The sequence below is a fragment of the Micromonospora sp. DSM 43699 genome (genome assembly GCF_055517075.1).
This window is the reverse complement of the sequence record NZ_JBTMMT010000038.1, coordinates 39,601-62,138: the sequence shown is the minus strand read 5'-3', so window position 1 is coordinate 62,138 and position 22,538 is coordinate 39,601. Positions and strand designations below refer to the sequence as shown.

Sequence of the window (22,538 nt, the reverse complement as noted above, 5' to 3'; positions counted from 1 at the left end):
GGGCCAGACACAGGCCGGGCCAGACACAGGCCGGGCCAGACACAGGCCGGGCCAGACACAGGCCGGGCCAGACACAGGCCGGGCCAGACACAGGCCGGGCCAGACACAGGCCGGGCCAGACACAGGCCGGGCCAGACACAGGCGGGGTCGGGCACCGGCCGGGCGGGGGCGATCGCGGCGATCGCGGGTAGAGTATGGCGGTTAGCGAGGAATGTTACTTCTTGCAGACCCCGCTCGGGGGTGGGCCGGGCTGGAGCGGCGGTGCCGTCGCCGTCGAGGGGCACCGACCCTCCGGTGGGCAGGGCCGGGCGTCCGTCGCAGCGGAGCGGGTGGCCCCACCCGCGCGGCGGAACGCCGATCAGGCACGCCACCAGGCGGTACGGCGACAGTTCCCGCCCCGGCCCGGCGCCGTCGACCCGTCGTCGGGCCGGCCGGGCAGGGTATGCGGGAGACGGCCGGGGCGCCCCGGGACGGGTGCTACGGGGACACCTGCCGGCCCTGGGAACGACGAACCCAGAGCGGCACGCCACAACGCACTCCCGGAACCGGGTGCCGACGTGTCACGATTCAGGGCACGGCGTACGGGGCGCCGACACGACCGCACCGCGAGGTGCGCGGAGGAGGATGTCCGGTGTCAGCGGGTGGCGCCCGCCGGGGACGGCGGGACAACGGGCTCGACGCGAGCGAGTACGCCGTCGCGGGCGACGTCGATCCGCGCGTCGGTGAGCACCTGCTCGACGTGCTCGCCGCGGGCGGGATCGCCGCCTACCTCCAGCCCTCCGCCGATCTGAACCCGATCACCAGGACGACCACCGTGCCGTCCCGGCCGGTCGACCGGCTCTACGTGGACCGCTCACACCTGACCACCGCCCGCGACTACCTCACCCAGCTCGCCGACGAGGCGACCCCGGAGCCGGACCGCGCCGAGCCGGACGTCGATGCCGAGTGGGAACGGATCGTCGCCGCCTTCCACACCGCCCCGACGGCCGGCAGCAATCCCTGGCCCGCCTCCGAGGACGTCGACGACGACGAGCCGACCGACCCGGCTGCCCGGGCGGGTGGCCCGGCCACCCGCGCCGACGAACCGACCGGTCCCACCGCCACCGACGTACGACGACTGCCGTACGCGGCCGACATCTCCGGCATCTCGGTGACCCCCCGGGGCCGGGAGGACGAGCCGTCGCTGCTGGACGGCCTGGACACCTTCGGGGCCGACCTGCCGGACGATCCGGAGGAGGGCTACACCCCGCCTCCACCACCACCGCTGCCCCGCATCTCGAAGTACGCGGTGGTCGGCGTGCTGGGGATCGTGGTCGGCTTCGTCCTCTTCCTCAACCCGTCGTTGCTGCCGGTGGTGGACGCCTCGGTGGTCAATCTGCTCGGCTTCACCGGCATCCTCGCCGGCTTCGTCACCCTGATCTGGCGACTACGACCCGGTGACGACGACGACTACGACCCCGACGACGGCGCGGTCGTCTGACCCCTCCCACACCCCCGCAGGCCCCCGTCCACCGCCGGCCCCTGCCCGCATACCGGGACGCCGCCGGCCCCACGCCAGGTGTAACAGCGGTGTAACTTACGGTCAGTAGGAATACCGTTGTAGGTCACTTCCCTCACCGACCGCCCGGTTGTTCCTCGCTCGCGTGGTCGGTCCACTGCCGATCGGAATGCCCGAGATGCGACAGAGTTCCCTGGTGGTGGTCGCCAACCGGCTCCCCATCGACGACAGCGTGGCGCCCGACGGCGCCTGCGAGTGGCGCCGCAGCCCCGGCGGGCTGGTCAGCGCGCTGCACCCACTACTCCGCCAGACCCCCGCCACCTGGGTGGGCTGGGCCGGCGGCACCGGGCCCGCGCCCGCGCTGCCCGACGTGGACGGCGTCCACATGCAGACCGTCCCGCTCACCGCCGACGACCTGCGCGACCACTACGAGGGGTTCGCCAACGCCACCCTCTGGCCGCTCTACCACGACGCCGTCGAGCAACCCGAGTACCACCGTCGCTGGTGGGAGGCGTACCAGCGGGTCAACCAGCGGTTCGCCGAGGCGACCGCCGAGGTGGCCGACCCGGGCGCGGTGGTCTGGGTGCAGGACTACCACCTGCAACTGGTCCCCGGCCTGCTCCGCGAGCTCCGCCCAGACCTGCGGATCGGCTTCTTCCTCCACGTGCCGTTCCCGCCCCCGGAGCTGTTCATGCAGCTGCCCCGCCGGGCGGAGTTGCTGCGCGGGATGCTCGGCGCCGACCTGATCGGCTTCCAGCGGGCCCAGGCGGCGCACAACTTCGCCCAGCTGGCCACCAAGGTGCTCGGGTTGCCGGCCACCGACAGGCGGATCGGCGTGCAGGACCGGGTGGTGCGGATCGGGGCGTACCCGGTCGCGATCGACACCGCCGAGATGGCGGCGCTCGCCGGCCGGCCGGACGTGACCGCGCGGGCCCGCCGGCTCCGGCACGACCTGGGCGACCCCGAGCGGGTCGTCCTCAGCCTCGACCGGATGGACTACACCAAGGGCATCGAGCAGCGGCTGAAGGCCTACAGCGAGCTGCTCGCCAGCGGTGACGTCAAGGTCCGGGACACGGTGCTGGTGCAGGTCGCCATGCCGAGCCGGGAACGCGTCGGCCAGTACCAGATCCTGCGCGAGCGGATCGAACGCGAGGTCGGCCGGATCAACGGCGAGTTCGGACGGGTCGGCGAACCGGCCATCCACTACCTCACCCAGCCCTTCGACCGGGCCGAGCTGGCGGCGCTCTACCGGGTCGCCGACGTCATGGCGGTCACCCCGCTGCGCGACGGCATGAACCTGGTCGCCAAGGAGTACGTGGCCGCCCGGGTCGACGACACCGGCGCGTTGCTGCTCAGCGAGTTTGCCGGCGCGGCGGCCGAGCTGGAGCAGGCGTACCTGGTCAATCCGCACGACCTGGAGGGGCTCAAGCAGGGGCTGTTGTCGGCGCTGCGGGCCGGGCCGGCCGACACCGGCGACCGGATGCGGGCGATGCGCGACCACCTGCACCGGCACGACATCCGCGCCTGGGCCCGCTCCTATCTCAGCGCCCTGGACGACACCGGTTCCCTGCTCACCCGGCTCAGCAGCACCGGCTGACCCACCCGGGTCAGCTCCTACCCGGCTCCTTGACCAGCCAGTCGAGGAGCGCGTCCAGCGGCTCCTGCCAGCGGGTGTCGAGCATCAGGTCGTGCCCCATGCCGGGGAAGAGCAGCGGGGCCGCACCGTACCGGCGGGCGGCCCGGGTCAGCGCGGCGGGCGGGACGACCCGGTCGTCGGGGCTGCCCAGCACCAGCACCGGCGGGCGACCCACCGCCGGCTCGGCCTCCCGGCCGGCGAGCAGCTGCCACTGTGCCCGCCGGCCGGCCCGGCCCAGCCGGGCCAGGTGCCGGCGCGCGTCCGCGTCGGGCAACTCCCGACTGAACAGCTGCCGACGGTGCAGCCGCAGCGCCCCACCGAACAGGGCGGGCAGCGTACCGGCCGGGTTGCTGCGCAGCGCCGCGGCGGCCGTGGCGGGGCCACCGAGCACCGGCGCGACGAGCACCGCCGCCCGGGCCGGGTACCGCGCCAACGCGTGCGACACCACGAGCGCCCCGGCGCCGTGCCCCACCAGCACCGCCTGCCGCGGCAGCTCCGCCGCCACCTGGACCACATCATGGGTGTACGCCCGCAGTGTCGCCCCCGGCGCCGGTTCGCTGCCGCCGTGCCCGCGCAGGCTCACCGCGTACGCGGGGAAGCCCCTCGTCGCGGCGTGCTCCAGCCAGTGCTCGGCGAACGCCCAGGCCCCGTGCCCGAAGCCGGGTACGAAGAGCAGCGGCGGACGCCCCTCCTCCAGCTCCGGGGTGGCGCTGAGCACCTCGCGCCGGGCCGGGCGGACCGGGCGGGCCCACTCCCGACCCCGGACGATGCGTACCCGCTCGTCGGTCGTGCCGCTCACTTGCCCTCCAGTTCGTCGAGGGCGCGCTGCACCGCGCGCAGGTAGTCGACGTGGCCCACCTCGAACCAGTGCCGGCTGCTGTCCTTGACCTTCCCGGCGTACCGCTCGCCCGCGCCGGCCGTCGCCCGGGACGCGAACGCGGCGGCCCGCTGCGGCCGGTCCCGGCGCAGCCGCAGCGACCGGGCGAAGAGCACCGTCTGCCAGTGCGCCAGGGGGAACAACCCCGAGTCGGGCTGCAACAGCCCGGCCACCGCCAGGGTGGGGTGACCCGGTGGGAAGGCGTGCAGCCAGAGCCGGGGTCGGCCGGAACCGTCGGCGTCGCCGAGGATCCCCGGGTCGAGGAACTCGAAGCGGGGCAGGTAGCCGGTGGCGAAGACGACCAGCTCCGGGTCGATCTCCCGGCCGTCGGTGAGGGTCACCCCGCCGGGGTGGAACCGGGCCACCTCCGGCACCGGGGTGATCTCTCCGTGGCCGACGTAGTAGACCAGTTGGCTGTTGGCGATCGGGTGCGTCTCGTAGACCCGGTGGTCCGGCTTCGGCAGCCCGAACCGGGTCAGGTCGCCCACGGTGAGCCGCAGCGTCCAGTGGTAGAGCCACTGGCGCAGCCGCAGCGGCACCCGCAGCGCCAGCAGCGCGTCGTTGACCTGGTCGGCGGGGCGACCGAGGACGTACTTCGGGGCGTACCAGTAGCCGCGGCGGGTGGAGTGCCAGCAGCGGGACGCCTGCTGGGCCGCCTCGACCGCCAGGTCACAGCCGGTGTTGCCGGCCCCGACCACGAGCACCCGCTTGCCGCGCAACTGGGCCGGGTCCTTGTAGGACGAGGCGTGCATGATCTCGCCCCGGAACTCCTCCAGCCCCTCGTAGCGGGGCAGTTTCGGCGACCAGTTGTGCCCGTTGGCGACCAGTACGGCGGCGTACCGGGAGGTGCGTTCCGGGCCGTACCCGCCGGTGCTGCGGGTGGTGACGTCCCACCTCTCGCCGTCGACCGGCTCCACCCGGACCACCTCGGTGCCGAACCAGATGTGCCGGCGCAGGTCGAAGTGGTCGGCGTACCGCTCGAAGTAGGACAGCAGCTGGCTGTGGTGCGGGTAGTCCGGCCAGGAGTCCGGCATCGGGAAGTCGGGGAACTGGGTGAACGGCCGCGACGAGATGAGGTGGGTGCTGGCGTACACCGGGCTACGGTCGTGCCGCCAGTTCCAGCCGCCGCCGACGCCGGTCTCCCGTTCGTAGCAGTCGACGCCGAAGCCGTGCTCGGTGAGGTTCTTGACCGCGGTGAGGCCGCTGGCCCCGGCACCGATCACGCAGACCGTGTCGCCCCGGTCGGAGACCGGACGGCCGTCCCGGCTCGGGGCGAGCGTGCTGCTCTCCGGATCGGGCCGGCCGTGCTCGGTGGAGGGGGGCACCGGAATCTCCTTTTGTGCGGCCAGGTACGCCGGTTCGACGGGCATCCTCCCCGGACCCGCGGCCCGTTGTCCAGCCCGGCTCGCGGGGGCCGTCGCGGGTCGGCGTGGACCCGGCCCGGCGGGCCGACCGGAGCATGCCGGTCGGCGAGCCGGTGCCTCGCCGACGGTTCAGCCGGCGGCCGGTAGCAGCAGGTCCACCAGGACCGGGAAGTGGTCGCTGGCCCGGCGGGTCGTAGGGGTGTCCACCACGTCGTAGCCGACCACCTCGACCCGGGGGTCGACGAAGAGCGCGTCGATGCGGCGACGCGGGTTGGCGCACGAGTAGGTGTGCCGGTCCGCCGCGTCGGCGGCGATCGCCGCGTCGGTCAACCCGGCCGCGACGGTACCCCAGGCCGGGCCGTCCGGCCCCTCGTTGAGGTCGGCCCCGAAGACCACCGGCAGGTCGCTGGCGGACAGTTCCCGCTTGAGCAGGGCGGCCTGGCCGGGGCGTTCGACCGGGTCGGTGGCCAGGTGCGAGCCGGCCAGCAGGAACCGGGCCCTGCCCACCTCACAACGGGCGTACGCCGCGCCGCGCAGGTGCCGGCCCGGGGTGAGCGGGAACCGCTGGCAGTGCGTCCCGGTCACCCGGACCCGCAGGCTGGTCAGCAGCAGGTTGCCCAGCGAGGGCAGGCCACCGGCGGCCACCACCAGCCCGAACGAGTCGGCCAGCGCGGCGGACTTCTGCCGCCACCGGAACCGGCGCGGCGCCTCCTGCACGATCACCACGTCCGGGGCGGCCTCGCGGACCACGCTGGCCAGCGCCGCCGTGTCGTCGCGCTGACTGTGGATGTTGTACGAGACCACCCGCAGCGGCACCCGCCTGCCGTCGCCCGCCGGGCCCGGGGTTCCCGCGTCGGTGTCGGCGGATGCGGCAGCGGCCGGGCGGGGAGCCGTCGATCCGGCGCTCACCGGCGGCGGGCCAGGTCGGCGGCGCCGATGACGCCGGCGCTGTTGCCCAGCTCGGCGGGGCGCACCTCGGCCACCGGGAGCCGGCTGCGTTGGGCCAGCGCGTCGGTGAAGGACCGCCGGGTCGGGCCGAGCAGCAGGTCGCCGGCGTCGATCACGCCACCGCCGACCACAAGCACCTGCGGGTCGAGGATCTGGGCCATGTCGGCGAGGCTGGTGCCCAGCCAGCGGCCGATCTGGGCGAACGCCTCGGCCGAGATCGGATCGCCGGCCTGCGCGGCGGTGGTGACCATCGGGCCGGTGATCGCCTCGGCCTCGCCGCCGGCCAACTCCAGCAGGGCGGTGGCGCGCTGCGGCTCCTGCCGGGCACCGGCGCGGGCGAACCGGACCAGGGCGCTGCCGCTGGCGTACTGCTCGATGCAGCCGAGCCGGCCGCAACCGCACTGGTGGCCGTCGGGGACGGTGAGCATGTGGCCCAGCTCGGCGGCGATGCCGTGGGCGCCGCGGACCAGCTCACCGCCGAGCACGATGCCGCCGCCGACCCCGGTGCCGATGGTGAACATGACCATGGAGTCGTCGGCGTCCCGGGCCGCGCCGTGCCGGAACTCGGCCCACGCCGCCACGTTGCCGTCGTTCTCCACGATCACCGGCAGCCCGGTGGCGGTGCTGACGTAGTCGCGCAGCGGCTCGTCGCGCCAGGCCAGGTTCGGGGCGAAGAGCACGGTGGAGCGGGAGGCGTCGATCCAGCCGGCCGCGCCGATCCCCACCGCGTCGACCTGGTGGCCGGTGGCCAGCTCGGTGACCAGCTCGATGATGACGTCGCGGGTCTTGCCGACGTCGTCCGCGGGGGTGTCCCGCCGGGCCTGCACGAGCACCCTGCCGGTGTCGTCCACGACACCGCCGGCCACCTTCGTGCCACCGACGTCGACTCCGATGGTCAGCGTCACCGCGGCCACTCCCCTCTGCATGTGCGTCCCGACATCGGCCGATCCGGCCGTACGCCGCCGGGATGTCCGGTGGTCAGGCCCCGTCGCCTGGTGCGTCCCCGCCCGCGCCGCCCGGCGCTCGCGAGGCGGGCACCACGGGGCCGTCGGCCGTGGGCCGGACCTGCTGGGCCGGCGCGGCCGGCCCGGCGTCGTCGACGGGCGGTGCGGCGACGGTCGGTGCGGCCGCGTCCTCCGCCCGGGTGGCGGCGGACCAGACGTCCCGCTCCGGCGCCGACGCAGAATCATGCCCGGTACGGGTGGCCTCGCGCCACACATGATCGGCGTCGGAATCGGAAGGTCCGTCCCCGCCGGTCGTCGCGCTGGCGTCAGCGGGCGTCGCGTGGGATGCTTCCCCACCTCCGGGCGTACCGAACGCACGCATCAGGCTGGCGACGCCGGCTGCCAGATCTCCCGCACCGGTGGCGAGCCGCTCGGCGAACTCCGGACTCGGGTCACGCAACGCGGCGATAGCCCGGCAGACCGGACAGATGCAGCACTCGGGCGATGCGGTGCCGAAACCGTCGACCCGGTGGGCGCCGCCGGTCGGGCGGGACGGACCGGCACTGTGACCGAGGACACCCGAGACGATCCCACCGAGCGGACCCCACGGTCCCGCCCCCGGGCCGGTGCCTGCGGACGCCAGTCTGGCCGTCGCGAGCAGCGTGGCGACCAGCCGTTCCGCTTCCTCCCGGGCCGAACCCGGTTCCGTTGCGCCCATGGTCGGCTCCTCCGTCGTGTCGCCGGCCGCCGCGCCGCTACGCCGCACCGGTTGCTTCTACCCGGTGCTTGAGCTGCTTCAACGCCGTATCCATGATCATTTTCTCGGCCTTGCGGCGGAACATGCCGAGCATGCCCACCGACAGCTCGACCTCCAGGGTGTAGGTCACCGTGCAGGTGCCGTCCGGGTTGCCGGCCAGGTCGTACGAGCCGCGCTGGGCCTTCTGCATCTTCGACGGCGCCACCAGGTGCCACTCGACCCGGGACAGGTCCTCGGCGTACTCGTAGGCCAACACGTACTCGTCGGCCATCACCCCGGCGTCGATGGTGAACCGGACCTGGCTGGCGTAGCCGTCCTCGTACTCCTCGACGATCTCGGTCCGACGCACCGCCTCGGTCCACTCCGGGTAGCTCGCGAAGTCGCAGATGACCGCGGCCACCCGGTCCGGTGACGCGCCGATGATGATCGACTGGGTGGAGGAGTCCGCCATGGGGGGAGGCTACCCGCCGCAGCCGGCGGACGCCCCGCTCCACCCCCGAAGGGCGGTCCGGGCCGGTGGGCGGGCAACCTGCCTGGCGCATCCGCCGGGGTGGGCGGGTAGGTTTCGACAATGCCGGTCCGTGGTCGGCCCGGCCAGTGCGAGCACGAGGGAGTGCAGGTGCGCGAGTTCTCCGTTCCGCCGATCGTCAGCATCGGCGACGCGGCAAGCCTGACCGACCCGGTCTGGGACAACGCCGAGGCTGCACCGGACGCGGTGCAGTTCGTCCGGCCCGCCGCCGAGGGCCGCGCCGGGGTCGACGTCACCTGCCGGCAGTTCCGCGACGAGGTGGTCGCGGTCGCCCGGGGCCTGGCCGGCGCGGGGATCAACCCCGGCGACCGGGTCGCCCTGATGAGCCGCACCCGGTACGAGTGGACCCTGCTCGACTACGCCATCTGGGCCGCCGGCGCGGTCACCGTGCCGATCTACGAGACCTCCAGCGCCGAACAGGCCGCCTGGATCCTCGCCGACTCCGGCGCGGTCGCGGTGGTGGTGGAGACCAACAGCCACGCCACCCTGGTCGCCGGGATCCGGGACCGGCTGCCCGAGCTGCGCGAGGTGTGGCAGATCGAGCTGGGCGGGGTGGACGAGATCGTCGCCGGCGGCACGTCGGTCGACCGGGACGAGATCGAGCGCCGGCGCACCTCGGTCCGCGCCGCCGACGTCGCCACGATCATCTACACCAGCGGCACCACCGGCCGCCCCAAGGGCTGCGTGCTGACCCACCGCAACATGTACGCCGACATCGCCAACGCGGTGCCGGTGCTGCCGAACCTGTTCCGCCCGGGGGCCTCGACCCTGCTGTTCCTCCCGCTGGCGCACGCCTTCGCCCGGCTCATCCAGATCGGGGTGGTGCAGGCGCGGACCACCATGGCGCACTGCGCCGACACCCGGGACCTGGTCGCCGAGCTCCAGGAGTTCCGGCCCACCTTCGTGCTCTCCGTACCCCGGGTCTTCGAGAAGGTCTACAACGGCGCCCGGCAGAAGGCCGAGGCCGACGGCAAGGGCGCGATCTTCGACCGGGCAGAGAAGGTCGCCATCGCCTGGAGCGAGGCGCAGGAGACCCCGCAGGGTCCGGGGCTGGCGCTGCGCGCCCAGCACGCCGTCTTCGACAGGCTGGTCTACCGCAAGCTCCGGGCCGCCCTCGGTGGCCGCTGCCGGGATGCGATCTCCGGCGGCGCGCCGCTCGGCGCCCGGCTCGGGCACTTCTTCCGGGGCATCGGGGTGACCATCTGCGAGGGGTACGGCCTCACCGAGACCTCCCCCGCCGCCGCGGCCAACCTGCCCACCGGCACCAAGATCGGCACCGTCGGCCGACCACTGCCCGGCGTGACCATCCGGATCGCCGACGACGGCGAGATCCTGATCGCCGGCGACCTGATCTTCCAGGGCTACTGGAAGAACGACGCGGCCACCGCCGAGGCGCTCGCCGACGGCTGGTTCCGCACCGGCGACCTGGGGCACCTCGACGACGACGGGTTCCTCAGCATCACCGGCCGCAAGAAGGAGATCATCGTGACGGCCGCCGGCAAGAACGTCGCCCCGGCCGTGCTGGAGGACCAGGTCCGGTCGCACCCGCTGGTCAGCCAGTGCGTGGTGGTCGGCGACCGGCAGCCGTTCATCGCCGCCCTGGTCACCATCGACGAGGAGGCGCTGCCGAAGTGGCTGGCCGGGCACGGGCTGCCCGCTGACACCCCGGTCGACCAGCTGCTTACCCACGACGGGCTGCGGGCCGAGATCCAGGGCGCGGTGGACACCGCCAACCTGGCCGTCTCCAAGGCCGAGGCGATCAAGGTGTTCCGCATCCTGCCGCACGACTTCACCGAGGCGACAGGCGAGTTGACCCCCTCCCTCAAGGTCAAACGGCAGGTCGTGCACAAGACGTACGCGGCCGAGATCGCGGACATCTACCAAGGCTGACTACGATCCGTCACGTGTCCGCCTCCACAGCCGTCCGCCCCCAGACGCGTCCCCTCGCCGCCGCCGCGCGTGCGGTGATGCTCGCGCTGGTCGGCGTCCTGACCCTGATCGCCACCCGCGATCCCGCCCAGCTCTGGTGGATCGCCCTGCTGGCCGCCGCCGGAGCACCCGCCCTGCTGGCCCCCGAACACCGGCTGCTCGGCCCGCTGAGCCGGCTCGCCGAGGCGCTGGTGATCGGGCTGGCCGCCAGCCAGGTCGCCGTCGCCTCCGCCCTCGGCTCGTCGGTCGGCGGGCTGGGCGCGTCGGCGGTGCTGCCGTACCTGGCGGTGCCGGTGACCGTCACCGCGCTGCGCCGGCAGTTCCGCGAGGGCGCGGTGCTGCTCGGCGTCACCGCGGCCACCCTGCTGGTGGCCGGTGGATTCACCGAGGTCGACGGCGGACGGCAGCTCGGCCAACCGGGCTACCTGGCGGTCTGCGCGCAGTGGCTGATCCTCGCCGGGCTCGGCCTCTACGCCGCCGGCACGTTGCACCAGGTGATGCAGGTCCGGGCCGAGAGCAAGCCCCAGCCGTACGCCGAGGCGACCCGGCTGCTGACCCAGCTGCGGACGGTCGCCCGGCAGCTGCCCGGGGCCACCCTCGACCCGGGCGGCATCTCCGAGCACCTGCTGGAGGAGCTGCGGACGGTCGCCCCCGGCAACCGGGGCGCGGTGCTGTCGGCAAGCGGCGGCGGGCGGCTGGTGGTGCTCGCCCAGGTCGGCGTGGACCGGGTCGACTGGGAGACGACGCTGGACGCCGACTCGGCGATCGCCGACGCCTGGGCCAGCCAGCAACCGCAGACCTCGGCCCGCTCGCAGGCCCGCTCGCACACCGGCGGCGACGTCTCGGCGCTGATCGTGCCGTTGGTCGCCGGGGTCCGTACCGTCGGCCTGGTGGTGCTGGAGGCGGACGCGGCGCACGCCTACCCACCGCCTGTGGTGTCCCGGGTGACCGCGTTGACCGGCCCGGCCGCGCTGCGGCTGGAGGCGGCGCTCCTCTTCGACGACGTACGCTCGCTGGCGACCAACGAGGAGCGGCAGCGGCTGGCCCGGGAGATCCACGACGGGGTGGCACAGGAGCTGGTGATGGTCGGTTACGGCATCGACAACGCCCTGGCCTACGTCGACGAGGACCCGAAGGAGACCGCCGAGGCGCTGCGCACCCTGCGCGGCGAGGTGACCCGGGTGATCACCGAGCTGCGGTTGAGCCTGTTCGAGCTGCGCAGCGAGGTGGACCGGCACGGCGGCCTGGCGGCGGCGATCGCCGAGTACGCCCGCACCGTGGGCGCGTCCGGCGGGCTGCGGGTGCACCTGTCGCTCGACGAGTCGACCGCCCGGCTGCCCGCCGCCACCGAGGCCGAGTTGCTGCGCATCGCGCAGGAGGCGGTGACCAACGCCCGCAAGCACGCCGGGGCGTCGAATCTCTGGGTCACCTGTGAGGTGGACCCCCCGTACGCCCAAATTGAAGTGTCGGATGACGGTCACGGCATCGGTGACCAGCGCACCGACGGTCACTACGGTCTTGCGATCATGGCAGAGAGGGCGGAACGTATCCGGGGCCGGCTGGAGATCAGTCCCCGGCAACCCAGCGGAACGACCGTGGCGGTGGTGGTGGGTTCGTCGCCCCGGCGCGATAACGTGCGTGGCAGCGCAGCAGCAGAAGTGGAGTAATTCGAGGATGACCACAAGCCCGACACCGGCCACCCGTACCAAGGTCCTCCTTGTCGACGATCACGACCTGATCCGCAAGGGGCTGCGGCACGCCTTCGAGCGTGACCGTCAGTTCGAGGTCGTCGGCGAGGCCGCCACGGCGGCGGAGGGCGTGCGCCAGGCCGGCGCGCTGCAACCGGACGTCGTGATCATGGATCTGCGGCTGCCCGACGGCAGCGGCCTGGAGGCCACCCGGGCGCTGCGCAAGTCCAGCGCCTCGATGGGCATCGTGGTGCTCACCATGTACGCCGGTGACGACCAGCTCTTCGGCGCGTTGGAGGCCGGGGCGAGCGCCTTCGTGCCGAAGACCGCGCCGGCCGACGAGGTGGTCGCCGCCGCCCGGCACGCCGCCTCCTCCCCCAGCGCGTTCACCGCCGCCGACCTGGCCGAGGCGATGAAGCGCCGGCTGGCCCCGTCCGGCCCGCAGTTGTCCCCCCGCGAGGGTCAGGTGCTGCGGCTGCTCGCCGACGGCATGAGCGTGGCCGGCATCGCCAAGCAGCTCTTCGTCAGCGAGTCCACCGCCAAGACCCACATCTCCAAGCTCTACGAGAAGCTGGGCGCGGCCAACCGGGCGCAGGCGCTGATGACCGCCCTGCGGCTGGGCCTGCTCGAGGCGCCGGACGCCCCGAAGTTCTGAAGGCGGGTCGCACCCGCCGGGCCACAGGCCCGGGTCCACCGCCGGACCCGGGCCTGACCACCCCAACCGCCGGCTCCGACTGCGCGCGGTGAGGGGACGATCGCGCACTGATCACTCTCTTTGCACCTGCGCAGCGGAGGGGCACAATACCCGGGTGAACCGCGCAGGTGACGACCCTCGTGGTGCTACTCGACAAAGGGGTTGGGGATGCAGCGACCGGACTGGGCACCCGACGACATCGACATCGAGCGCCCCAGCGTCGCCCGCATGTACGACTACTATCTCGGCGGTTCGCACAACTTCGCCGCCGACCGGGTGGCCGCCCGCGCGATGGTGGAGGCGGTGCCCGACGCGCCGCTGATGGCCCAGGCCAACCGGGCGTTCCTGCGCCGGGTGGTGCAGCACCTGGTCGACTCCGGCATCCGCCAGTTCCTCGACATCGGCTCCGGCATCCCCACCGTCGGCAACGTGCACGAGATCGCGCAGCGGGCCGCCCCGGACACCCGGGTGGTCTACGTCGACGTCGACCCGGTCGCCGTGGCGCACAGCCAGGAGATCCTCGCCGGCAACCGCAACGCCACAGTCGTCCGGGAGGACCTGCGCCGCCCGGAGGCGATCCTGCGGCACCCCGAGGTCAACCGGATGATCGACTTCTCCCAACCGGTGGCCGTGATGGTGGTGGCGGTGCTGCACTTCATCCCGCACGCAGACCATCCCGAGGAGACCCTGCGCATCCTGCGCGCGGCGCTGGCCCCGGGCAGTTACCTGGTCCTCTCCCAGGCCAGCGACGACAGCCGCAGCGGCGCGGAACGGACCGAGGCGGAACGGGTCTACCGCCGCACCGACAATCCGCTGTGCATCCGCAGCCGGGCCGAGCTGACCGCCTTCTTCGACGGTTTCACCCTGGTCGATCCGGGGGTGGTCTGGGTGCCGCAGTGGCGGCCCGAGACGCCGGAGAGCGCCGAGGACGCCGAGCAGGCCGTCTTCCTCGGCGGCGTCGGGCGTCTCGATGGGTGAGCCGGCGACCCCCGGCGCGTCCCGCCCGGGCACCTTCGCCCGTGCCTGGGCCAAGGCGGTCTCCGGCACCAGCTACCTGCCGATGACCCAGGCCCAGCTGGAGGCGCTGCTGCAACGGCTCACCGTGCGGCTGTCCGCCGCGCTGCGCGCCGAGCCGTTCGACCCGCGCGTCGGCCACCAGGTGGGCGCCGAACTGGTGGCCGCGCACATCGCCTCGGCCGAGGGCCTGGGCCGTACCGTCGAGGTCATCCAGCTCCGGCTGCTGCGCGACCTGGGCCTCGTCGGCGACGACGTCTCCGACCGGCTGGCCCGGCTCCTCGCCACCGTCACCACCGGATACGCCCGCGCGCTGCGCGACCGGACGCTCGACGAGCAGGAGTCGATCCGCCGGGCCGCCATGGTGGCCCGCGCGCAGGCCGAACGGGCACTACGCGACAGCGAGTCCCGGTTCCGCCACCAGGCCACCCACGACCCCCTCACCGACCTGCCCAACCGCACCCTGTTCACCGAGCGGCTCGCCGCCGCCATCGCCGAGCCGGCGCGGGGGGCCGACCGGGTGGGCGTCTGCTTCCTCGATCTCGACCGGTTCAAGGTGGTCAACGACTCCCTCGGCCACCAGCTCGGCGACGCGCTGCTGGTGCAGGTCGCCCGGCGGCTGCGCCGGGCGCTCGGCGAGCACCTGGTGGCCCGGCTCGGCGGCGACGAGTTCGTCATCCTGGTCGAGCGGACCGACGGCACCGACGACGTGGTCAAGGCGGCCGAGGCGGCGCTGGCGGCGGTCGGCGAGCCGGTCCTGGTCGACGGGCACGAGCTGAGCGTCACGGCCAGCGTCGGCATCGTGGAGCGGCCGGTGGCCGGCACCACCCCGGGCGAGCTGATGCGGGCCGCCGACAGCACCCTGCACTGGGCCAAGGCGGCCGGTGGTGCCCGCTGGGCGCTGTTCGACCCGGCCCGGCACCGCACCGAGCTGGCCCGGTACGCCCTGTCGGCGGCGATCCCCGCCGCCCTGGACCGGGGCGAGTTCTTCCTGGACTACCAGCCGTTGACGTCGTTGCGCGACGGCACCCTGCTCGGGGTGGAGGCGCTGGTCCGCTGGCGGCACCCCGAGCTGGGGGTGCTCGGCCCGGACAGCTTCATCGGGCTGGCCGAGGAGACCGGGCTGATCGTACGACTCGGCGGCTGGGTGCTCGCCGAGGCGTGCCGGGAGGCGGAGAGCTGGGCGGCCGGCGGCCGGCCGGCGCCGTTCGTCAGCGTCAACCTCGCCGTCCGGCAGGTGAACCGCCCGGATCTGGTGCAGGAGGTACGCGGGCTGCTCGCGCAGACCGGCCTGCCGCCGGAACGGCTCCAGCTGGAGATCACCGAGAGCACCATGATGAGCGCCGGCGCGGAGGACCCGGTGCGTGCCCTGCGGGTGCTCAACGACCTGGGGGTCCGGATCGCCATCGACGACTTCGGCACCGGCTACAGCAACCTGGCCTACCTGCGGGATCTGCCGGTGACCGAGCTGAAGATGGCAGGCGAGTTCGTGACCGGGCTGCGTACCCCGCAGGTCGACCCGGCCAGCCGCACCGACGAACGGATTCTGGCCTCGCTGGTGTCGCTGGCCCACGCGCTGGACCTGACCGTCACCGCCGAGGGGGTGGAGACCGCCGACCAGGCGGACCTGCTCCGGGCCATCGGCTGCGACGCCGGCCAGGGCTGGCACTTCGGCCGACCCGCCCCCGCCGCCCGCATCCTCGAGCAGATCCGCTGATCCGCCGACCGGGCTGACCGGCACGGCACCGGACGCTGTGGGGACGCATGCCGGGGCGGTGCCGCCCGGCGAGGTCGGGTCAGCGGCCGCTCAGCCGGATGAGGTGGTGCCGGCGAGCAGGTCGGTCAGCCGTCGGGCCTGGGTCTCCCAGCGCCATTCCTTCTCCACCCAGGCCCGCCCGGCCGCGCCGAGCTGCCGGGCCAGGTCCCGGTCGGCGAGCAGGGTGGCCACCCGGTCGGCGAGCAGGGCGACGTCGCGGCCCGGCACGACGTACCCGGTCTCGCCCTCGCGGACCGCATCGGGTGCGCCGCCGGAGTCGCCGGCCACCACGGGCAGCCCGGTCGCCGACGCCTCCAGGTAGACGATGCCCAGCCCCTCGACGTCCAGGCCCCGGTTGCGGGTGCGGCACGGCATCGCGTAGACGTCACCGGCGGCGTAGTGGGCCGGCAGCTCGGACCACGGCACCGAACCGGTGAACACCACGTCCCGTTCGACGTCGGTCTGCCGGGCCAGCTTCTCCAGCGTCGCCCGGTAGGGACCACCGCCGACCACCAGCAGCGCCGCGTCGGGCACCCGACGGCGGATCGTCGGCAGCGCCCGGATCAGCATGTCCTGGCCCTTGCGCGGGACCAGCCGGGAGACGCAGACCACCACCGGCCGGTCGGTCAGCCCGAGCCGGGCCCGCACCGGTGCGCCGTCCACCGACGGGTGGTAGATGTCCACGTCGACCCCGGGGGCGAGCCGGTGCAGTTCGGTGACGCCGTGCAGGGCGCGTTCCAGCCGTACCCGGGTGTAGTCGCCCAGGTAGGTGACCACGTCGGTGTCCCGGCCGATCCGGCGCAACGCGGCGCGGGCCCCGGGCAGGGCCGCCCAGCCGGCCTCGTGGCCGTGGGTCAGCGCGACCGCGCGGCGGATGCCGGCGCGCCGCCGCAGCCCACCGGCGAGCAGACCCAGCGGGGCTGCGGCACCGAACCAGACGGTGTCGCAGCCGTGCTCGCGGGCCAGCCGGGCGGCCCGGCGGGCGACCCGCGGGGTGGGCAGCAACACCCGGGTGGCGTCCCGGACCACCGGGAAGGGCTGCGCGGCGTCGAACTCGGCGGCGTCCCGCCAGCTGGAGGCGTAGACGACCACCGACCCGGGCGGCTGGCGGACGGCGAGCTGGTGCACGAACGACTGGATGCCGCCGGGGCGCGGCGGGAAGTCGTTGGTGACCAGCAGGGTACGACTCACCGGCCCGCCTCCCGGGCGTACGCGCGGGCGGCGGCCATCCGCTCCACCGTGGACGGATGCGACGCCGCCCAGAGGTATTCCCAGCGGGGCGGGTCCGGGTCGGCCAGGTTGACCCCGGCGAGCCGGCGTTGCATCGCCTCGAAGGTGGCCGGGTCACCGGTGAGCGCCATCGCGTGTGCGTCGGCACGCGCCTCGACCCGGCGCGACATCAGCGCCTGCACCGGACCGGCGACCAGCCCGACGACAGTCACCAGGGCGATCAGCAGCGCGAACGCCCGGGGCTCGGCTATCGAGTCGACGCCGGCCCGGCGCAACAGCGGCGTCCAGGAGCCGAGCAGGTAGAGCGCCACGACCGCGGCGGCGGCACCGAGCGCGCCGGTCACCGTGCCGGTCCAGACGTCCCGGTCCTTGGCGTGGCCCAGCTCGTGCGCGACGACGCTCGTCACCTCGGCAGGGGTGGCCTCGCGCAGCAGGGTGTCGTAGACCACCACCCGCCGGGTCGGCCCCAGACCGGAGACGTACGCGTTGACCGCCGTGGTCCGCCGGGAGGCGTCCGCGACCAGCACGTCTCGCACCGGTACGCCGTCGCGGGCAGCCAGCGCGGTCAGCTCGGTGCGCAGCGGGCCCTGCTCCATCGGGGTGAACCTGTTGAACACCGGCTCCACCAGCACCGGCAGCACGAAGGAGAGCAGCACGACCAGCCCGGCCGCGCCGACCGCCCCGAACGCCCACCACCAGCGTGGGGCGAGCCGGGTGACTGTGTAGAAGCCGAGCAGCACCACTGCGGCGACGACCGCGCTGAGCGCGTACGACTTGAGCAGGTCGACCGTCCAGCCGCCCCAGCCCTGGGTGCTCAGCCCGTAGCGGGTCAGCACCGACTGCCGCCAGGCGGCGAAGGGCAGGGTGAGCAGGTCGGCGACGAGCACCACGGCGATCCCGCCGAGCACGGCGCGGGCGATCCAGTGGTCGCCGAAGGGCCGCCCGGCCAACTCGACCAGCCGGGCGCCGAGCGGGGTCAGCCCGAGCAGCAGGGCCACCAGCAGCCCGACGGCCAGCCCGGTGTAGCGGCCGGGGCGCAGGGCCGCCTGCAACGCCCGCCCCCTGGCCACCTGGTCGGTGGGCAGGTCACGCAGCGCGGCGAGCTGATCGGCCCGGGGCGCCGGGGGGCGGTGCCACGGGACCAGCAGGACCCCGACCACGAGCAGGGCCAGCACCAACGCCGTCAGGGTGAGCACCGCCCAGCCGCGCGGGGTCACCTCGACGCCCCGCGAGCGGGCCTGCGGGTGTGGCGTCGTACCCGTGTCATGCCGCCGCTCCTCCCGCCGTGAGCGCCCATCCTATGGCCCGCCGACGTGGCTCCGGCGCGGTGTGTGCCCCGGGCCCACCCGAAATGACCGTCGACTCCCAGGCCCCGGCCGGTGGGCTCCCGGGCCGGGGCCTGGGGGCCGGGCCGGCGGGCTCCCGGACCGCAGACCGGCAGCCGGCGGGCCAGCGGGCCGGCGGGCGCGGCGGCCCGCGGCGCGGCCTCCTCCGGCGGACGGCGGCGGTCAGGCGACCCGGCGGTGGGTGGGCCGGGCGCGGTGGGTCTCGTGGGCCAGCACCTCCACCTCGAAGCCGGAGCGGGTGAGCACCTCGATCGCCCGGTGCTCGGCGACACCCAGGCCGGCGGCCGGCGAGTCGGTGTCGAGCAGGGCCGTCACCAGGCAGCCGGCGCAGCCCGCGCCCCGGACCCGGCAACCGTCGCAGTCGATGAGCATCGTGCCTCCTGACGCAGTGCGGCGTCAGGCGGAAGACCCTCGTCACCACCCGAGCACCGTCGGTCAGGTCGGACACTAGCCATCGGGTACGACACAATCGGACAACCGGTGATCAACTCCTCGGGACCGACCGTCCCCATGCCGCGCGCACCGACAGCTCGCAGATGGCGAAGGCCCACTGCCGGGGGCCCTCCCCGCCCGGCTCGGCCTGCCGGGAGACCTGACCCCGCCTGCCGGCCGCGGCGGCGCGGCGGCGCGGCGCGCGGCGGCGATGACCCACCACTTCGAGAGGGTGGTATGCCTGTCAGGCATATTTATGCCCGACAGGCATACCGGTACGCGCGGGTATCACCCTCCCCGAGGCAGCGGCACGGTTCGCCATCGTCGGAAGCACCAGCGCCCCGGCCCGACACCGTCGCTCCTGACCGGCCCGCACCACCCTGACCTTCGCAGGAACCACACCGCAGGTGGTTCCATGCGATCGGTGATGCGGCCTCAGGAGCGGGACAGCCGGCGCAGCAGCGAGTCGGCGCCCAGCGGGTACGCCCCGTGCCGGCGTACCCCGTCGGCGACCTCGCGGTCGGAGGAGACCACCACCACCGGGCGGCCAGGTGGCTCGGCCCGGACCAGCCGGCGGATCAGCTCGTCGGCGGTCTCGCCCTTGCGGGAGAAGAGCACCCGCACCCCACGCGGGGTGGGCGGCAGGCCGTGCATCCGCTCCGCCCCGTCGAAGACCACCGTCACCTCGTCACCGGTCTGCGCGGCGATCCCGCCCAACCCGGTGATCAGCCGCTTCCGCTGCTGTTCCAGGGACATCTCGCCGAATCCGCGCTTGGTGACGTTGTAACCGTCGACGACCAGGTGCGCCCGGGGCAGGGCGAGCAGCTGGTCGAGTCGGGCCGGGTCGTCGGTGTCCCGGGCGCGCGTCGCCGGCCCGCTCTGGGCGGTGACCGGGGCATCGGTGAAGGCGTCGGCCACGAAGTCGGCGGGGAGCTTGTCCACCGGGTCCAGGGCCAGTTCCCGGCGCAACCCCACGGCGGCCTGGCCGATCGTCTCCAGCAGCAGCCACAGCCGGGCGTCGTCGACCGAGCGGGCCTCCTTGGCGCTGGCCTTGGCCACCCCGGCCGCCGCCTCGGCCTCGGCCAGTCGGGCCCGGGCCCGGCGCAGCTCGGCGTCGCTGTCGGCGGCGGCCCGGGTGGCCCGGCCGCGTTCGGTGGCGAGCAGCTCGTTGGCCCGGCGTTCCCGGGCCTGGGTCTCCCGCAGGTTGCGCTGGAGCTGACGGCTCTCCTCCCGGAGCTGGCCCAGCTCCTCGCGGACCCGGGCCAGTTCGTCGCGGAGTTTCTCCGCCTCCACCCGGGCCACCGCCCGGTCGTGCTCGGCCCGGGTGGCCCGCTGCTCTGCCTCCCGGACCAGCTCGGCGACGACCGCGCTGTCCGCCTCGGCGCGGACCGCCGCGCCACTGGCGTCGATCAGCTCCCGCCAGCCCCGGGGGCGGACCAGGTAGGCCAGGGCGGCCACCTCGACCGGGTCGGCGGCGGCCGGCGCGGTGCCCTCGACCACTGCCGCGCCGAGGTCACCGGCGTCGGCCAGCACCCGGGCGGTGACCCGCTGCCGGAACAGCGGATCGGCGGTGAGCTGGGCGGCGATGACCGAACCGCCAAGTCGGGCCCGGCGGTTCGGGGCGAACTTCGCCACCCGGCGCAGCGGCACCGGCACCTCGTCGCCGGGCAGGCCGGGCAGGACCGCGGCGGTGAGCGCCACGATCCGCTGCCGGACCGGCTCCGGCAGCGTGGGCTCCGGCTCCGGCAGCGTGGGCTCCGGGTCCGGGAGGGTGGGCTCCGGGTCGGGCAGGGTGGGCTCCGGGTCGGCCTCGGGCGCCCCCGCACCCAGGTCCCCGCCGGCCTCGGGCGCGGCGGCGGACGACCCCTCCTCCGGGAGGTGGTCGTCGTACGGCTCGGTGAGGGGCATGGGGCAAGTCTCCCACCGCGACCGGGCCCACCGCCGGATGAGTGAGCCGATCTCTCATCCTATGCCGGCAGGGGCCCCTGGGGCTGCGGTGACGGGAGTGTCGCACCAAACGGTTAGCCTGCCGCCCGTGGCACCTGGGGAGTACGTCCAGCAGACCCTGGCCGGTCTGGACCAGTCGGCCGGCGGCGTCGATCCGGCCCTGCCGCTGTACGCGACGACGTTCGTGGTGGTCGACCTGGAGACCACCGGCGGCTCACCCGACGGCGGGGGCATCACCGAGATCGGCGCGGTCAAGGTGCGCGGCGGCGAGGAGCTGGGGATGCTCGGCACCCTGGTCAACCCGGGGGTGCCGATCCCGCCGTTCATCACCGTGCTGACCGGGATCACCCAGGCCATGCTGGTCCCCGCCCCACCGGTCGAGCAGGTGCTGCCGAGTTTCCTGGAGTTCCTCGCCGACGCCGTGCTGGTGGCCCACAATGCGCCCTACGACGTCGGGTTCCTCAAGGCCGCCTGCGCCCGGCACGGCTACCGCTGGCCCAACCCACGGGTGCTGGACACGGCGGCGCTGGCCCGTCGGGTGCTCAGCCGCGACGAGGTGCCCAACCGCAAGCTCGGCACCCTGGCCGCCTACTTCCGCACCACCACCCAGCCCACCCACCGGGCGCTGGACGACGCCAAAGCCACCGTGGACGTGCTGCACGGGCTGATCGCCCGGCTCGGTGGGCACCGGGTCGACACGGTCGGCGAGGCGATCGAGTTCGCCCGTGCGGTCACCCCCACCCAGCGGCGCAAGCGGCACCTGGCCGACGGGCTGCCCAGGGTGCCCGGGGTCTACATCTTCCGGGCCGCCGACGACCGGCCGCTCTACGTCGGCACCTCCGGCGACATCGCCACCCGGGTCCGCAGCTACTTCACCGCCGCCGAGAAGCGGGCCCGGATGTCGGAGATGCTGGCCGCCGCCGAACGGGTGGAGGCGGTGGAGTGCGCCCACCCGCTGGAGGCGGAGGTACGCGAGCTGCGGTTGATCGCCGCGCACGCGCCGCCGTACAACCGCCGGTCGAAGTATCCGGAGCGAATGGTGTGGCTCAAGCTGACCGACGGGCCTTACCCCCGGTTGTCGGTGGTGCGCGGCCTGGCCCCCGGCGACACCGCCTACCTGGGTCCGTTCCGCTCCAAACAGGCCGCCGAACTGGCCGCCGCAGGGTTCCACGACGCGGTGCCGCTGCGCCAGTGCACGCACCGGCTGTCGCTGCGCACGGTCACGCCGGCCTGCGCGCTGGCCGAGCTGGGCCGCTGCCCGGCACCCTGCGAGCACAAGATCACCCCCGAGGAGTACGACGACCGCGCGGTCGCGCCGTTCCGCACCGCCACCACCAGCGACCCGCAGGTGGTGGTGGACGCCCTGCTGGCCCGCATCGAGGCACTGGCGGCGACGCACCGTTACGAGGAGGCGGCGGTGGTGCGGTCCCGGCTGGCGGCGGTGCTACGGGCCGCCGTCCGGATGCAGCGGCTGGCCGCGCTGACCCGGATCGGCGAGCTGACCGCCGCCCGGCCCGCCACCGGGGGCGGTTGGGAGCTGGCGCTGGTGCGGTACGGACGGCTCGCCGGTGCCGGGGTGTCCCCGCCGGGCGTCCACCCGCGACCGACGATCACCGCGATCCGGGCCACCGCCGAGACGGTCGAACCGGGTGGGCACGGGCCGGTGCCCCGGGCCACCGCCGAGGAGACCGAGCGGATCCTGTCGTGGTTGGAGCGACCGGAGACCCGGCTGGTGGAGATGACCTCCGTCTGGTCCTCCCCGGTGGCCGGCGCGGGGCGGTTCCGTGACCTGTTGGCGAAGGCCGAGGGCGGCGGGTCGCACCAACTCTCGACCGAACGCTCATGAGCAAGTGACCGATCGGACTACCCCGCCTCGCTTAGGCTGTTAAGGGAGTGCAGTCCTGCCCGTTTCGTGGGCCTGCTTCCGGTTGCCGGGTACGGTGGCCTGG

General features: G+C 74.3%; 18 protein-coding genes. 8 read left to right on the top strand and 10 right to left on the bottom strand.

All coding sequences use genetic code 11. From position 1 onward, the window contains the following. The first annotated feature begins 631 nt into the window (after positions 1-631). Both AC0AIB_RS19065 and AC0AIB_RS19060 read left to right on the top strand, forming a co-directional pair. Positions 632-1,480 (top strand): DUF308 domain-containing protein, encoded by an 849-nt coding sequence (locus tag AC0AIB_RS19065; protein WP_328344299.1) that lies wholly within the window; start codon positions 632-634, stop codon positions 1,478-1,480. A 196-nt stretch (positions 1,481-1,676) separates the two neighbouring features. Beyond that, positions 1,677-3,095 (top strand): alpha,alpha-trehalose-phosphate synthase (UDP-forming), encoded by a 1,419-nt coding sequence (locus AC0AIB_RS19060; protein WP_328344297.1) that lies wholly within the window; start codon positions 1,677-1,679, stop codon positions 3,093-3,095. Between the two features lie 10 nt (positions 3,096-3,105). Here AC0AIB_RS19060 and AC0AIB_RS19055 read toward each other — a convergent pair whose 3' ends face one another. The 6 genes from AC0AIB_RS19055 to AC0AIB_RS19030 all read right to left on the bottom strand — a co-directional run bounded on the left by AC0AIB_RS19055 (position 3,106) and on the right by AC0AIB_RS19030 (position 8,475). Continuing rightward, positions 3,106-3,933, bottom strand: coding sequence for an alpha/beta hydrolase (locus AC0AIB_RS19055; protein ID WP_328344295.1), 828 nt, complete (start codon positions 3,931-3,933; stop codon positions 3,106-3,108). After that, positions 3,930-5,336 carry a flavin-containing monooxygenase gene (locus AC0AIB_RS19050; protein ID WP_328344293.1) on the bottom strand — a complete coding sequence of 469 codons (1,407 nt, stop codon included), beginning with the start codon at positions 5,334-5,336 and terminating at the stop codon, positions 3,930-3,932. The genes AC0AIB_RS19055 and AC0AIB_RS19050 overlap by 4 nt, the downstream gene beginning before the upstream one ends. Before the next feature lie 168 nt (positions 5,337-5,504). Next, a complete protein-coding gene (locus AC0AIB_RS19045; RefSeq protein ID WP_465097172.1) occupies positions 5,505-6,191 on the bottom strand; it encodes an endonuclease/exonuclease/phosphatase family protein in 687 nt (228 codons plus the stop codon). Between the two features lie 89 nt (positions 6,192-6,280). Next, complete coding sequence (locus AC0AIB_RS19040) at positions 6,281-7,228, bottom strand: ROK family glucokinase (RefSeq protein WP_328344291.1); 948 nt, start codon at positions 7,226-7,228, stop codon at positions 6,281-6,283. Between the two features lie 73 nt (positions 7,229-7,301). Beyond that, entirely contained in the window at positions 7,302-7,985 is a 684-nt protein-coding gene (locus AC0AIB_RS19035; RefSeq protein WP_328344289.1) for a hypothetical protein, read from the bottom strand. Positions 7,986-8,022: 37 nt separating this feature from the next. Continuing rightward, on the bottom strand, positions 8,023-8,475 hold the full coding sequence (locus tag AC0AIB_RS19030; RefSeq protein WP_465097170.1) for an SRPBCC family protein: 453 nt from the start codon (positions 8,473-8,475) through the stop codon (positions 8,023-8,025). 168 nt (positions 8,476-8,643) lie between these two features. Here AC0AIB_RS19030 and AC0AIB_RS19025 point away from each other — a divergent pair, with 168 nt between their 5' ends. The 5 genes from AC0AIB_RS19025 (at position 8,644) to AC0AIB_RS19005 (ending at position 15,595) form a co-directional block, all read left to right on the top strand. Further along, positions 8,644-10,443 carry an AMP-dependent synthetase/ligase gene (locus tag AC0AIB_RS19025; RefSeq protein ID WP_328344285.1) on the top strand — a complete coding sequence of 600 codons (1,800 nt, stop codon included), beginning with the start codon at positions 8,644-8,646 and terminating at the stop codon, positions 10,441-10,443. Between the two features lie 14 nt (positions 10,444-10,457). Then, complete coding sequence (locus AC0AIB_RS19020) at positions 10,458-12,149, top strand: GAF domain-containing sensor histidine kinase (RefSeq protein ID WP_328344283.1); 1,692 nt, start codon at positions 10,458-10,460, stop codon at positions 12,147-12,149. 7 nt (positions 12,150-12,156) lie between these two features. After that, the gene (locus AC0AIB_RS19015; protein WP_007072219.1) at positions 12,157-12,825 is read left to right on the top strand and encodes a response regulator transcription factor; all 669 of its coding nucleotides are present in this window, start codon (positions 12,157-12,159) and stop codon (positions 12,823-12,825) included. A 207-nt stretch (positions 12,826-13,032) separates the two neighbouring features. After that, positions 13,033-13,842, top strand: a complete 810-nt coding sequence (locus tag AC0AIB_RS19010) for an SAM-dependent methyltransferase (RefSeq protein WP_328344281.1) — start codon at positions 13,033-13,035, stop codon at positions 13,840-13,842. Beyond that, entirely contained in the window at positions 13,835-15,595 is a 1,761-nt protein-coding gene (locus tag AC0AIB_RS19005) for a putative bifunctional diguanylate cyclase/phosphodiesterase (protein WP_328344279.1), read from the top strand. Before AC0AIB_RS19010 ends, AC0AIB_RS19005 begins: the two co-directional genes overlap by 8 nt. 90 nt (positions 15,596-15,685) lie before the next feature. On the opposite strand, the gene AC0AIB_RS19000 is transcribed toward AC0AIB_RS19005, so the two are convergent. The 4 genes from AC0AIB_RS19000 to AC0AIB_RS18985 all read right to left on the bottom strand — a co-directional run bounded on the left by AC0AIB_RS19000 (position 15,686) and on the right by AC0AIB_RS18985 (position 20,550). Then, entirely contained in the window at positions 15,686-16,825 is a 1,140-nt protein-coding gene (locus AC0AIB_RS19000) for a glycosyltransferase family 4 protein (RefSeq protein ID WP_328344277.1), read from the bottom strand. After that, a complete protein-coding gene (locus AC0AIB_RS18995; RefSeq protein ID WP_328344275.1) occupies positions 16,822-18,081 on the bottom strand; it encodes a M48 family metallopeptidase in 1,260 nt (419 codons plus the stop codon). The genes AC0AIB_RS19000 and AC0AIB_RS18995 overlap by 4 nt, the downstream gene beginning before the upstream one ends. Before the next feature lie 291 nt (positions 18,082-18,372). Continuing rightward, a complete protein-coding gene (locus tag AC0AIB_RS18990; protein WP_328344273.1) occupies positions 18,373-18,582 on the bottom strand; it encodes a hypothetical protein in 210 nt (69 codons plus the stop codon). A 495-nt stretch (positions 18,583-19,077) separates the two neighbouring features. Beyond that, positions 19,078-20,550 carry an NYN domain-containing protein gene (locus AC0AIB_RS18985; protein WP_465097169.1) on the bottom strand — a complete coding sequence of 491 codons (1,473 nt, stop codon included), beginning with the start codon at positions 20,548-20,550 and terminating at the stop codon, positions 19,078-19,080. A gap of 127 nt (positions 20,551-20,677) precedes the next feature. On the opposite strand from AC0AIB_RS18985, the gene AC0AIB_RS18980 reads away from it, so the two are divergent. Beyond that, complete coding sequence (locus AC0AIB_RS18980) at positions 20,678-22,435, top strand: DEDD exonuclease domain-containing protein (protein ID WP_465097168.1); 1,758 nt, start codon at positions 20,678-20,680, stop codon at positions 22,433-22,435. Positions 22,436-22,538 lie beyond the last annotated feature (103 nt).